This is a genomic window from Planotetraspora thailandica, assembly GCF_016863335.1.
Lineage (GTDB): Bacteria > Actinomycetota > Actinomycetes > Streptosporangiales > Streptosporangiaceae > Planotetraspora > Planotetraspora thailandica.
Genome location: NZ_BOOR01000008.1, coordinates 347,068 through 360,308 on the forward strand (window position 1 = coordinate 347,068; position 13,241 = coordinate 360,308).

Genomic DNA, 13,241 nt, shown 5'->3' on the forward strand with positions numbered 1-13,241 from the left:
GCCGTGGCCGTTCACAGAGTCATGCGGGCCGTGCTGGCGATCGGCCTGGTGGCGCCGATGCTGACGGCGTGTTTTGAGGAGCCGTCGCCGCACGAGGCCGTCCGCGACTTCCTGGTCGGGTGGGAGACGGGAGACTACGCGGAGGCGGCGAGCCGCGCGGACGCCGACCCCACGGCCGTGCGAAACGCCCTGCAGAACTTCGGCGTCCAGCTCGACGCCGCCTCGATCAGGTTCTCGGTCACCGGCATCCAACGCACGGGTGACGACTCCAAGGCCGAGTTTCACGCCCAGGTCGACCTGGGGGAGAACAACCCCCTCTGGGAGTACGACGGCGTCCTGCCGATGCATCTCGTAGGAGGCGAGTGGAAGGTCCGGTGGTCGCCGAGCATCATGCACCCCGACCTGCACCCGGGCCAGCGGCTCGCCGTCGCGACCGTTCCCGAGGGGCGCAAGCCGATCCTCGACCGGGCCGGCAAGCCGCTGCAGGAGGAGACGTCGCTCTATGTGGCCGGCGTCTACCCCGGCAAGATCCAGGACCCGGCCGAGCTGTGCGCCGAGCTCTCGAAGATCACGGGATTCGCCCAGGACCGGCTGCTGAGCCGGATCCTGTCGTCCCCTCCGCAGGACTTCGTCCCCCTCGCCACCTTCGGCCGCACGAGGTTCGCCAGCATCCAGAACAAGCTGGCGGCGATCAAGGGCCTCACCACCCAGATCGACAACCCGCCGGTCGCCCCGAAGTCCCCCGTGCAGATCGTGGGGCGCGTCGCGGCGATCACGCCGGAGGCCGAGCAGCAGCTCGGCGGTCCCCAGCGGGCGGGCGACACGGTCGGCAGGGACGGCCTGCAAAAGGCCTACCAGGACCAGCTCACCGGGTCCACGGAGACCCGCATCGTCATCCTCGACACGTCGAGCTCGAACGAGGTCAAGGAGCTCAAGTCCTGGCCGGGGCGCAAGAACACCTCCGTCCAGACCACGATCGACAGCAACGTCCAGCGGGCGGCGGACGCCGCCGTCGGCGGGTCCCGCGCGGCCGCGCTCGTCGCGGTCGACGCGGCCACCGGCGAGATCCGCGCGGTGTCCACCAACCAGCTCAACCAGGAGCAGGACGCTCTCGCGGGCAAATACGCTCCCGGGACGGTCTTCTCCATCCTCGCCGCCGACGCGCTGCTGAAAGAGGGGTTCGACCCCGCACAGAAGGTTCCGTGCAGCGCCGACAGGACGGTGGGCGGCGCGAGGTTCGTGCAGCCCGGCATCATCGCGAACCCAAATCCCTCCTTCGCGGGTGACTTCGCCAAGGGCTGTGTGACGGCCCTTGCCTCGCTCGCGCGGCGGGTCAACGGGCATGCGGTCGCCGACAGCGCCGTGCAATACGGCCTCGGCGGCGACTGGGGGCTTCCGCTCAAGACCTTCAGCGGGTCCGTGCCCGCGGCGACCACCGACGCCGCCGTGGCCAGGCTGATCGCCGGCCAGAGCGTGCGGGTGAGTCCGCTGTCGATGGCCCTGGTGGCCGCCGCCGTCCAGTCGGGCACCTGGCGGCCCCCGGTGCTCGTGACCTCGCCGCCGTCGCCCGACCCCACCGCCGAAACGGCGCCGCCCATCCCGCCGCGCCCCGTCACCCTCGACGCCAAGACGGTCGCGGCACTGCGCATCCTCATGCGCCAGGGAGTCCGGTACGGCCCGGCCGCCGCCGCGGCCACCGGTACAGCCTCCGGCACCGGCACAGGGACCGGCACAGGGGCCGGGTCCACCGCCGGGGCCGGCGCCACCACCGGAATCGCCACGGGCTTGGGAGTGGCCGGCAAGGCGAAGAGGGGCGCCAAGGCCCTTCCCGTGTACGGCATCTCGTCCGGGGCGATCCAGGTCGTGAAGAAACGCCGCATCAGCCTGTCCTGGTTCGTCGGCTGGCAGGGCGATACGGCGGTGGCGGTGCTCTCGAGCAGCACCGACGTGGCGTCGTCGGCGGCCATCGCCGGAGACTTCTTCCGCTATCTCCCGCCGGAGACCTGAAAAAAGTCACAAGGGCCGAGCAACCATTCGGGGGGCGACCGGCGTCTTTCTAGGCGACTGGGCTCCGCTTGGGGGGTTGCGGACTCAGTCACCGTGATGAGATCAGGGCTCCATCTCGGGGGGAGCCCTTCCGTCCGGACCGGCTCGACCCTGCCGGTCGGCCCCCGGGGCGTGTGCTATGCCGCGTTCCGGGGGCTTCGCCGTACCGGGAGGAATTGGGTTCGCGCCCTGGGCGTTGAGAATGTAGGGTTCATTTCCCGGCCACGCGCCGGGGATTGACAACTCAACAGGGGGTGACCGGTTTCGACTTCGACATTGCAAGTCAGGGGAAGCGGGCCGAGGACTGCGGACATAACCTCGTTAACACTGTGACCGCAAACCAATAAGTGCCAATAACATGCGCACTGAGGTCAGCCAGGGCTCCCTGGCTCTCGCCGCCTAAGCAGCGAGTGACCTCTGTCAGCCCGGGACCGCCTCCGGCCCGGATCTGACATCGCTAGGAGGCTCAACCGATCGACCCGGTCACGGGGCTGATCGGGAAACCAAACAGTGACTGAGCCCGTCGGCGACTCGCCTGTGAGATCGCCGGGGCCGAGAAAATCGCAACAGGCTGCGCCCGGAGAAGTCCTGTCTTGGTGTTGAAGGACGCGGGTTCGATTCCCGCCACCTCCACGATGGCCGTTCTTGAGACGGCCCGAAGCAGACGGGATCCCGTCCGATCATCTGGATCGGACGGGATCCCGCATTTTCGGGAGGTCTGGGGCCCACCCAGTGCCGCGCAGGCGCCCTGCGCGGCTTCCTGCGCCCCCTCGTACGACTCCGGTGACCTCCACTCGGGCGGCTTCGGCGAATCGGCGGCTCTTGTGGCCGGCCGTCGTGTCAGACGATCAGTTTGTCGAGGGTGATGGGGAGATCGCGGACGCGGACCCCCGTCGCGTGGTGGACCGCGTTGGCGATCGCCGCAGCGGTGCCGACGATGCAGACCTCGCCGATGCCCTTGGAGCCCATCGGGTTGGTGTACGGGTCGCGCTCCTCCAGGTAGTGAACCTCGACGGAGCCGACGTCGGCGTTCGAGGCGAAGTGGTAGCCGCCGAGGTCGTTGTTGACCACATGCCCGAAGCGCGGGTCGATCACGCTCGCCTCGTGGAGAGCCATCGACAGTCCCTGCGTCATTCCGCCGATGAGCTGCGAGCGCGCCGTCTTCGGGTTGATGATTCTCCCCGCGTCGAACACGCCGAGCAGGCGCGGCACCCGGATCTCGCCGGTGTCCTCGTGCACCCGGACCTCGGCGAACTGGGCGCCGAAGCTGTACATGGCGAACTGCTCCATGTATGGGTTGTCCGGCATGTCGGCGCTGGCCTCGATGCCCTCGGCCGGCACCATGCCGCCGTGCTCGGAATCGAGGAGCTTGCGCAACTCGTCCGCCGCCGCGTAGATGGTCGACCCCCAGCAGTTGATGCCCGACGAGAAGCCCGCGCTCGACGCGACCGGGAGGCTCGTGTCCCCGATCTCCAGGTTCACGTCCTCCACACCTACGCCCAGCGCCTCGGCGGCGATCTGGGTGAGCGCCGTCCAGGTGCCGGTGCCGATGTCGGCGGCGCCGATCCGGACGGTGTAACGGCCGTCGGCGTCCGCGTGGATCGACGCGCTGTTGCCGGGCAGGCGGGGCGAAGGGTAGATCGAGCTGGCCACGCCGGTTCCGACCAGCCAGTCGTTCTCGCGCCGGGACAGTGGAGCCGGGTCGCGGCCCTCCCAGCCGAACCGCCGCGCGCCCTCACGCAGGCAGGCCACCAGATTGCGGGTGGAGAACGGCAGGCCGTGCTCGGGGTGGACCGCGGGCTCGTTGCGGATCCGGAACTCGATCGGGTCGAGCCCGGCGGCGGAGGCCATCTCGTCCATCGCGGACTCGAGCGCGAACATGCCCGTGGCCTCGCCGGGCCCGCGCATGATGGTGGGCACGGGCACGTCCAGGGCGGCCACCCGGGTCGTCGTGCTCCGGTTGGGCGCGGCGTACATCGCCCGGGTGGCTCCCACCGTCTGCTCGGCGTACTCCTTGGCCCTGGCGGTCTGCTGGATGACGTCGTGCGCGATCGCGGTGAGCCGGCCATCGGAGTCGGCGCCGAGCCGGACCCGCTGGATCGTGGCGGGGCGGTAGCCGACCAGCGCGAACATCTGCTGGCGGGTGAGCGCGAACTTCACCGGCCGACCCGGGACGAGCTGCGCACCCATGAGGGCGAGAGTGCCCCACACGACGGGGTACACCTTCGACCCGAACCCGCCACCGACGTGGGGCGAGATGGCGCGGATCCGTGCCGCGTCGACTCCGAACGCCCCTGCGAGCAGGCTTCTGTGCAGGTGCACGCCCTGCGAGGAGCAGTAGAGCGTGATCTCATCGTCGGTCCAGACGGCGATGCCGGTGTGCGGCTCCATCGGGTTGTGGTGGTTCATCGGCGTCGTGTACGTCGCGTCCAGCGTGAAGGCCGCCTCGGCCAGACCGGCGTCGACGTCCCCGAGCGCGCTGTCCGCCGGGGAGCCGTCCTGGAGATCGCCGGGGGCCGCGCCGAACAAGGCGGCGTGCTGGGGCCGGTGCAGGTCGTGGCGGTCGGCCCGCAGTTCGGTGTCGTGCGGCCGCTGCTCGTACGCCAGCCGGACCAGGCCGGCGGCGTGGCGGGCGGTCTCCAGCGTCTCGGCCACGACGGCACCGACGATCTGGCCACGCCAGGCGACCTCGTCGGACTGCAGGACCGCCACCTCCGGGTCGGTGGCCCAGGCCAGCTTCGGGGCGTTCACGTGGGTGATCACGCCGAGCACGCCCGGTAGGTCGAGCGCGGCGCTCGCGTCGACGCCGGTGATGCGCCCGGCCGCGATCGTCGCCTGCAGCGGGTACAGGTAGGCGGGATTGTCCACCGGCCACTCGCCGGCGTACGTCGCCGCCCCACGGACCTTGAGCGGGCCGTCCTTGCGGTCGAGGGCTGCGCCCACGGCGCTCGGGCCGGCACTGGTGACGGTCATCGTGCCTCCTCGGTGAGGGCGCGCAGCATGCTGACGATGGTGTTGGCGGCGAGCGGAACCTTGAAGGCGTTGCCCGGCAGCGGCCTCGCCCCGGCCAGCTCGGCCTCGGCGGCGGCGTGGAAGTTCTCCTCGGTCGCGGGCGCGCCGAGCAGCGCCTGCTCGGCGGTGAACGCCCGCCAGGGCTTGTGCGCCACGCCGCCGAGGGCGAGGCGTACGTCACGGACGAGGCCGTCGGCGACTTCGACCGCGGCGGCCACCGAGACCAGCGCGAACGCGTACGACGCGCGGTCGCGCACCTTGCGGTAGCGCGAGTTGGCCGCGACCGCGAGCGGCGGCAGGTCGACCGCCGTGATCAGCTCCCCGCGCTCGAGAACGTTGTCGCGCCAGGGCTCGTCGCCTGGCAGCCGGAGCAGCTCGTTCACCGGAATCGTCCGCTCCCCGGCGGGACCCTGGGTGTGGACCACCGCGTCGACGGCGGCCATGGCCACGGCCATGTCGGACGGATGGGTGGCCGCGCACGCCTCAGAGGCGCCGAGGATGGCCAGGTCGCGTTCGTGGCCGCCCCGGGCGGAGCACCCCGATCCCGGCTCGCGCTTGTTACACGGGGTGGCGATGTCGCGGTAGTACACGCAGCGGGTGCGCTGCAGGAAGTTGCCGCCGGCGGTGGCGAGGTTGCGCAGCTGGTAGGAGGCGCCGGCCAGGATCGCCTGGGAGAGCATCGGGTAGAGGCGCCTGATCCGCCGGTCGGCGGCCACCATGCTGTTGCTCACCCCCGCGCCGATCCGCAGCCCGCCGTCCGGCAGGTCCTCGATGTCGTGGGAGACCAGGTGGCGGACGTCGACCAGCACGCCGGGCGTCGCCACCTCCATCTTCATCAGGTCGACGAGGTTCGTACCGCCCGCGAGGAAGGCCGCGCGCGGATCATCGGTGACGGTGGCGACGGCCGACGCGACGTCGTCGGCGCGCTCGTAGCGGAAGGGCTTCATGGCCGCGCCACCTCCGCGATGGCGGGCACGATGTTGGCGTAGGCGGCGCACCGGCACAGGTTGCCGCTCATCCGCTCCGCGATCTCCCTGTCGTCGAGCACGACCACGTCGGCGTCGAGGTCCTCGGTCACGACGCTCGGCCAGCCGGCCTGCGCCTCACGCATCATGGCCACGGCGGAGACGACCTGGCCGGGGGTGCAGTAACCGCACTGGAAGGCGTCGTGGGCGATGAAGGCGCGCTGCACCGGGTGCAGCTCGTCACCCTCGGCGAGCCCCTCCGCGGTGACGATCTCCGCGCCCTCGCCGGCGACCGCCAGCACCAGGCAGCTCGTCACCCGCTGCCCGTTCATCAGGACGGTGCAGGCGCCGCACTGCCCGTGGTCACAGCCCTTCTTCGGGCTGGTGTTGCCCAACCGCTCACGCAGGGCGTCCAGCAGCGTCGTACGGGTGTCGACGGTGAGCCGGTGCTCTTTCCCGTCCACCCGCAGCAGGATTTCCACGTCCATGGTTCTCTTCCTTGATGTCGATCGCGTCTAGGCGCGGATGGTCATGCGCGACACGAGGTCGCCGTCGACGAGGAAGGCGAAGTGGCTTGGGCCGTTGAACCCGTTCCCTCCAACATATGCGGTGACGACGGTCTCCCCTCCCCGCTGCTCCACCTCGCGCACGTCGAGGCTCACCTTCATGCCGATGAACTCGGCGTCGCTCCAGCTCCGGATGTGATCCGCGCCGTGGAACTTCCTGCCCCAGTCGTCCACCACGCCGTCGGCGGTGAACCCCGCCAGGAAGGCGTCGATGTCGTTGTCGTTCGCGGCGTCCAGCAGCGCCTGGACCGCCGGGTGCACATGCTCGGTCATCGCGACCTCTCTCTTCTCGTTCCCGTGGCCACCGGCCAGCGTCTCCAGATCGCCACATGCAAGATCACGCTCATGCCGAGCGCGTTCAGCGTGACGTAGCCCACCCAGTCGTCAGGGGCCGCGCGCACCCACTCCACGTTTCCCGCGTACGCCGTCAGCCCGCCGTACAGCAGCCCTGTGAGGACCAGCGCAGAGACCAGCACGCATGTGCGCCCGGGAAGCGGGGACAGCAGCCGGATCCAGGGCCACGCCTCGAACAGCATCGCCACGACCAGGAGGGCGGCGACGGCACAGCCGCTGACGGCGAAGACCCGTTCGGACGGCCAGCCGAGCCCGTGGCGCATGACCAGGTACGTCGCCCAGCCGCAGGCCAGCACCACGGCGTTGCCGGTCAGCAGGCGCGGGCCGCGCCGCCGGATCGCGGAGAACGGCCAGCCGCGCAGCGCCATGAAGAACACCAGCTGCCAGACGCCCACCGCGGTCAGCCAGGCGCCGTACGCCCCGGGCGCGACGGGGCCGGCGAGGTCGCGCAGGCCGCCAGGCAGGGCCACCGGCTCGTCGTGCACGTCGAGCAGGATCAGATACGCCGCCACGGCGACCACCCAGCTGACCAGCAGGGCCGCGACGCCCGACCGCACCCTGCCGAGCCCGCGCAGCGGCCAGCCCTCCGACACCATCGTGAGCTGCAGCATCGCGACGAACGCTCCAGCGGCCAGCGGCATCGTGTGCGGGAACGTCGTCACGTGGCCGGCGCCCAGGTCGGGGTCGAAGAGGGCGTGCACGTCGACGGTCGCCACGATCGCCTGGCCGGCGAGGGCGAGGACCACCCCGGCGACCACGATGATCAGGGTGTCGGTCAGCCCGGCCCAGCCCGCCCGCAAAGAGCTGCCCGGCCAGTCCTCCCACCAGAACGCGATCATCGCGATCGCGGGAAGCGCGAACGTCGTCAGCGGCGCGAGCACCTCCAGCGATCTCTCCGCGCCGCCCGCGCCGAAGGCGAGCAGGAAGAACAGCGGCACGACGAAGACCAGGCCGGTGAGGCTGAGCAGCGGCTGCGCCCGTCCGCGGGCGGGCTCTGAGGCGACCGCGCCGGGTTCGCTCAGCGCCGGGCGGGCGGACAGCGGAGGCGTCCGCCGGTAGCCGCGCCGCCGCGAACCGGGGGACATGTCCTGCGGTTCAGCGAGGCCGGCGCCGGTCATGAGGCGACGGCGACCGTACCCGCGATCGGGGCGAACGGTACACAGGTGAATGGGCGCACATCCCCCAGCATGTCGGGCGCGGCCTGACCGTTGTGTCCATGAATTGCCAGATTTTGGCCCAGGATTGCGCTGCACGGCCTCGGCGCCGCGATCATCTCTGGAACTGGCGGCGGAACTCCGTGGGGGACAGGCCGAAGCGCCGGCGGAAGGCGGCCGTGAACTGCGTGGGGCTGTGGTAGCCACAGGCCATGGCGATGTCCAGCACCGGGTGGACGGTGTCGCGGAGCAGGTCGGCGGCCCGGCTCATCCGCAGCTGGACAAGGTAGCGGTGCGGGGTGAAACCGGTCGTCTTGGCGAACGTGCGCAGGAAGTAGTACTTGCTGATGTTCGCCTGCGCGGCGAGGTCGTCGAGACTCACGTCCTCGTGCAGGTGCTCGTGCATGTAGGCGGTGACGCGCCGCAGCGCCGACTCGCCGAACGCGGCCGGTCGCACCTCGGCGGCGATCTCGGGCTCCGGGCCGTACAGCAGGTGCGTGGCGATCGCCTGCGCGATCGAGTCGGCGTACAGAGCCGGCGCGCGCTCGTGCAGCGCCCGGCAGACCGCGCGGCCCGCGGCCGCGACGAGGGGGTCGTCCAGCAGCAGAGTGTCCGGCAGCCGTCGCTGCCACGAGCCCTTCCCGCCGAGCGCGTCGGAGGTCTGCTCGAGCAGGTCCGCGCCCAGGTGCATGTGCAGCGACTCCAGTCGCTGCGCGGACGCGGTCTGCCAGCGCAGCACGCTCACGTTGCCGGGCGCGGTCACCCCGACGGCGCCGGGATGGTAGGTCGCGTGCTGCCAGTTGCGGCCCTTGCGGCTCTCGATGGTGTACGTCCCGCTGGTGACCACCACGACCAGCAGATCGCTCGACTGCGGGGTGGTGAACTGCTCCGCGCACGGCGGATCGACGTAGGTGCGGGCCAGCATGCCCTGCCAGCCCAGTTTCCCGCTGCACAGCACCCGCGTGGCCGGAAGCGCGAGCTCGGCCAGCATGCTGTGGGCGAAGGGAGTCTCCACCCGCCCCTGTGGTTCGCGATCAGGACCGCCGCTAATCATTGTTACCAACTTACGGTAGCGATGATAATGCGAGGTCAACGGGGGCGTTCCTTTACGCGAACCGTCCCTTTCCGCGTACGTCCTCTGCGGGAAGAAGACGCCCGGGCGCGGCCCGTGTCCCCGGCGGAAGCCCGCGTGGTTAGAGTCACTGAGGTGACGAAGGGAGACCGGGAGGCCGTGGACGATCAGGCACGAGGCGGGACGGTGTCGGGAGACGAGGCGATCCGGCCCCCTCGACAAGGCCGGCCGCGCATCCTCGTACGGCGCGCCCTCCCCACCGACCCGGCCGTGCGGGGCTCGGCGTCCCTGTTCATGACCGAGGCCGGACGGCAGGGCATCCGGGCCGGGCGGCGCATGGTGTACGTGGGACCTGAGCCGGCGTCGGAGCACGTCGCCCTGGCCCTCCGCGTCGATCCGGGAACCGAGGTGCTGGCCCGCCGCAAGGTGATGCTGGCCGACGACGTGCCCGTCCGGGTCGCGACGAGCTTCTTCCGGCTGGACGTCTTCGGCGGGACGCCGCTCCGCGAGCCCGGCTTCGTACGGCCGAGCCTCCAGGCCGGGATCGAGGCGCTGGGGCACCGTTTCGGCAGGGCAGAGGAGCACCTGACCGCGCGGCCGCCCACGGAGGACGAGGCGGCCGTGCTCGAACTCGATCCCGGCGAGTGGGTCGTCCAGATCGTCCGCGCAGGGTATTCGGCCGACGACGTCCCGATCCATGTCCTGGAGACGATCTGCGCCGCCTCCCGGCATGTCTTCCCCATCGCCCAGGTGGCCGGGGCGGACGAGTTCTGAGCTAGTTCGCGTAGGCGCCGATCTCGGCGAGCAGTGCGCGCTTGCCCTCGGGGGACATGAAGGACGCCCGTACGGCGGAGCGGGCGAGATCGGCCACCCCGTCCCGGTCGAGGCCGAGCAACTCGGCGGCCACGCCGTACTCCTGGTTGAGGGTGGTCCCGAACATCGGCGGGTCGTCGGAGTTGATCGTGACGGGCACACCCGCTTTGACGAGCTCGGGCAGGGGATGTTCGGCCAGGCTCGGCACGGCGCGCGTGCGGATGTTGGAGGTCGGGCAGACCTCCAGGACGATGCCGCTCGCCGCGAGGTGTTCCATCAGCGCGGGGTCCTGCACGCTGTGCACGCCGTGGCCGATCCGTTCGGCGCCGAGCTCGTTGACGGCGTCCCAGATGGTCTGCGCGCCCGTCGTCTCGCCGGCGTGGGGCACCGAGCGCAACCCGGCCGCTCTGGCGGCGGCGAAGTGGGAGGCGAACAGGGCGCGGGGGACGCCGATCTCCGGCCCGCCCAGGCCGAATCCGATCAGCCCGTCCGGCCGCTGGTCGAGGGCGATCGCCAGGGTGCGGTCGGCGCTTTCCACGCCGAATTCGCCGGGAATGTCGAAGATCCAGCGCAGTGTCGTGCCGAAGTCGGCCTCGACCCGGTGGCGGGCGTCCTCGATGATCTCGCAGAACTCCTCGGGGGCGAAGCCTCGCAGGAGGTGGGTGTAGGGGGTGACGGTCAGCTCCGCGTAGCGCACCTGCTGGCCCGCCAGGTCACGCCCGACGCCGTGGATCAGCGCCCACAGGTCGTCGGGCTCCCTGATGAGGTCCACGACGGACACGTAGACCTCGACGAAGTGCGCGAAGTCGCGGAAGTCGAAATAACTCTCCAGGAGAGCCGGGTCGGCGGGCACCGTGGTCGTGCCCTCGTGGCGGGCGGCCAGCTCCGCGACGATCCGCGGGGAGGCGGCGCCCACGTGGTGGACGTGCAGTTCGGCCTTGGGCAGGCCGGCGATGAATTCCGTGAGTTCAGGGGTGAGCACGGCAACGACCGTAACAAGCGGTCATCGTCCACTACCAAGCGAAAAGGCCATTTCTCGCATGATTTTGTTAGGTTTGTCCGTTCGTTCGGGGGCTCAGCCGCCGGCCGACAGCTCGCTGAGCATGACCTTCACGGTGGTGGTGCGCCCGTCCGGGTGGAGCAGTCGCACCTCGACGCGGTCGCCCGGTTTCAGTGTGGCGAGGACCTGGGACAACGCGTTCGCGGTCGGGGTCGGCGCCCCGCCGACACCGACGATCACGTCACCGGGCTTGATGTCCGCCTTGGCCGCGCCGCCTCCCGGCGTGACGGAGCCGACGACCGCGCCGAGTGGGTTGCCGTAGTTGTCGACCGCCGTTCCCACGCGCACACCCAGGGCGGCGCGCCTGCTGTTGACGACCCGGCCGTACTTGATGATCTGCCCGGCCACATCGGTGGCCGTGTCGCTCGGGATGGCGAATCCGATGCCGGGCGCCGCGCCCTGCTCGGGGTCGACCGCCGACAGGGTGGGGATGCCGATGACCTGCCCCGACAGGTTGACGAGCGCGCCGCCGCTGTTGCCGGGGTTGATCGGGGCGGACGTCTGGATGGCGTTGGTGATCGTCGCCCCCGGCGTGCCGTTCGGGCCGTGGCCCGACACCGTGCGGCCGAGCGCCGACACGATGCCCTGGGTGACGCTGCCGGAGAAGCCGAGCGGGTTGCCCATGGCGAGCACGATCTGGCCGACCTGGATCTCGGCCGAGCGGCCGAAGGCGGCCGGGGTGAGCCCGCGCGTGTCCTCCACTTTGATCATCGCGAGATCGCCGGCCGGGAAGGCGTTGACCAGCGTGGCCTTCCGGGGCTGGCCTCCCGACGCGAGGGTGACCTGGAACTCTTTCGACGTTCCCACGACATGGGCGTTCGTCACGATGTGGCCCGCAGTGTCGTACACGATGCCGGAGCCCAGGCCCTGGTTCGTGGTGATCTGCACGATCGAGGGAAGGACCTTCTTGATCACCTGTTCCAGCGCCGTCTCGATCGCGACTGCTTCGGGAGCGCCGGAAACGGACGTGGTGGAGAGAGCTCTGCCGGTCGCGGTGGCGGCGCCGGTTTCCAGTCGCTCCGCGCCGCCTCCGCATGAGGCGATCGCGACCATCGCCAGTGCCGCCGTGACACGGCCGGCCCCCCGGAAGATTCCCATGGCCCCTGTCTATCGAGGCGGGCACGGGTAACCAACGCAACGCGCCAGGGCAGGGTGGGCCCGTGACCTGGGACCTTCCAAGGTGGGGGTTCGGGACGGCTGAAGCGTGATGTGAGTACCCGCAAAAGGTGGTATTTGTGTCGTAACCTTCCAGCATGGCGGAGGGCAGGGAGCAAGCCGGGCGGCCTTTCATCCGGTCCTCCGAGGCGACGACCACCCCGATGCCCCGGGTGCGTCCCGAGGACCAGCGGCAGACACCCCCCGTCGCGCGTGGCTCCCGGCACGGGTCGGTTCACGGCACACGGTCGGGGTCGTCGTCCGGCGACCTGCCCGTCGGCCTATACGCCACCGTCGCCACCGTCGCCGCCGTCGCGACCGTTGTCACAGTGGGCCTGGTCTTCCTCATCTTCTTCAGCCAGAAGCACGCCGAGGTCGAGCAGATCCACCAGGCCGGGGCGCAGGTCACCCCCTCGGCGGCCGTGACGGGCAGTGCCTCGCCCGCGTCGCCTTCGTCGCCTGCGTCGTCGGCGTTGCCCAAGCTGCCCAGGGGCGAGAAGAGACTGCCGGCCCTCCCGGGGACCGCCACGACCGTCGTCGCGCCGGTCGTCGACCGTACGGCGGGCATCGCCTATCCCCGGTTCGGGGAGCCGTGGTCGAAGGCCGATCCCAAGCCGTATTCGTTCGTGCAGCGGTCGGGGGTCATGCGGAAGGGGCAGGCGATGATCGCTTCCAGCCGCCTTCCGGGGGCCGCGCCCAAGCGGCTCTCGTCCTATTCGGACTATCGCTACTACGCCGGCAAGGCGGCTCAGTGGACGCTGCGCAGCCAGCCGCCGGGCGGCAGGCTCGTGTGGACGGCCTCTCAGCCGGCGCAGAACGGCATCGGCTGGCTGCTCGGCTACAAGATCACCTATGTCGTCGACGGGAAGCCGCACACCTCGCAGGCCGTCGTCGCGGTGATCGGCACCGGCCAGGCGAAGCCCGCCATGCTCTGGGCGACGGTGCCCGACACCGACAAGGCCCTGCTGCCCGATCTGAACGCCCTCGCCGAGGGAGTACGCCCGATCTAGCCCGCGAACCTTGTTCTAGAATATGGTTCTATAA

Annotated in this window: 11 protein-coding genes and 1 other RNA gene; 4 read left to right on the forward strand and 8 right to left on the reverse strand. The window is 70.7% G+C overall.

The window, feature by feature from the left end; translation table 11 throughout:
- Positions 1–3: 3 nt before the first annotated feature.
- On the forward strand, positions 4–2,007 hold the full coding sequence (locus Pth03_RS08625; RefSeq protein WP_239118860.1) for an NTF2-like N-terminal transpeptidase domain-containing protein: 2,004 nt from the start codon (positions 4–6) through the stop codon (positions 2,005–2,007).
- A 289-nt stretch (positions 2,008–2,296) separates the two neighbouring features.
- Positions 2,297–2,682, forward strand: a transfer-messenger RNA (tmRNA) gene (ssrA, locus tag Pth03_RS08630).
- 204 nt (positions 2,683–2,886) lie between these two features.
- On the opposite strand, the gene Pth03_RS08635 is transcribed toward ssrA, so the two are convergent.
- The 6 genes from Pth03_RS08635 to Pth03_RS08660 all read right to left on the reverse strand — a co-directional run bounded on the left by Pth03_RS08635 (position 2,887) and on the right by Pth03_RS08660 (position 9,151).
- Positions 2,887–5,019 carry a xanthine dehydrogenase family protein molybdopterin-binding subunit gene (locus tag Pth03_RS08635; protein ID WP_203943592.1) on the reverse strand — a complete coding sequence of 711 codons (2,133 nt, stop codon included), beginning with the start codon at positions 5,017–5,019 and terminating at the stop codon, positions 2,887–2,889.
- Positions 5,016–6,005 (reverse strand): FAD binding domain-containing protein, encoded by a 990-nt coding sequence (locus Pth03_RS08640; protein WP_203943593.1) that lies wholly within the window; start codon positions 6,003–6,005, stop codon positions 5,016–5,018. Before Pth03_RS08640 ends, Pth03_RS08635 begins: the two co-directional genes overlap by 4 nt.
- Positions 6,002–6,511 carry a (2Fe-2S)-binding protein gene (locus Pth03_RS08645; protein ID WP_203943594.1) on the reverse strand — a complete coding sequence of 170 codons (510 nt, stop codon included), beginning with the start codon at positions 6,509–6,511 and terminating at the stop codon, positions 6,002–6,004. Before Pth03_RS08645 ends, Pth03_RS08640 begins: the two co-directional genes overlap by 4 nt.
- A gap of 27 nt (positions 6,512–6,538) precedes the next feature.
- Complete coding sequence (locus tag Pth03_RS08650) at positions 6,539–6,862, reverse strand: nuclear transport factor 2 family protein (protein WP_203943595.1); 324 nt, start codon at positions 6,860–6,862, stop codon at positions 6,539–6,541.
- Complete coding sequence (locus Pth03_RS08655; protein ID WP_203943596.1) at positions 6,859–8,061, reverse strand: hypothetical protein; 1,203 nt, start codon at positions 8,059–8,061, stop codon at positions 6,859–6,861. The genes Pth03_RS08650 and Pth03_RS08655 overlap by 4 nt, the downstream gene beginning before the upstream one ends.
- Before the next feature lie 151 nt (positions 8,062–8,212).
- On the reverse strand, positions 8,213–9,151 hold the full coding sequence (locus Pth03_RS08660) for a helix-turn-helix domain-containing protein (protein WP_203943597.1): 939 nt from the start codon (positions 9,149–9,151) through the stop codon (positions 8,213–8,215).
- Positions 9,152–9,304: 153 nt separating this feature from the next.
- On the opposite strand from Pth03_RS08660, the gene Pth03_RS08665 reads away from it, so the two are divergent.
- Entirely contained in the window at positions 9,305–9,943 is a 639-nt protein-coding gene (locus Pth03_RS08665; protein ID WP_239118861.1) for a GntR family transcriptional regulator, read from the forward strand.
- A 1-nt stretch (position 9,944) separates the two neighbouring features.
- Here the strand turns inward: Pth03_RS08665 and Pth03_RS08670 are convergent, their stop codons facing one another.
- Positions 9,945–10,964 (reverse strand): adenosine deaminase, encoded by a 1,020-nt coding sequence (locus Pth03_RS08670; protein ID WP_203943599.1) that lies wholly within the window; start codon positions 10,962–10,964, stop codon positions 9,945–9,947.
- Positions 10,965–11,057: 93 nt separating this feature from the next.
- Positions 11,058–12,140, reverse strand: a complete 1,083-nt coding sequence (locus Pth03_RS08675; protein ID WP_203943600.1) for a S1C family serine protease — start codon at positions 12,138–12,140, stop codon at positions 11,058–11,060.
- 155 nt (positions 12,141–12,295) lie between these two features.
- On the opposite strand from Pth03_RS08675, the gene Pth03_RS08680 reads away from it, so the two are divergent.
- Positions 12,296–13,207, forward strand: a complete 912-nt coding sequence (locus Pth03_RS08680; RefSeq protein WP_203943601.1) for a hypothetical protein — start codon at positions 12,296–12,298, stop codon at positions 13,205–13,207.
- Positions 13,208–13,241 lie beyond the last annotated feature (34 nt).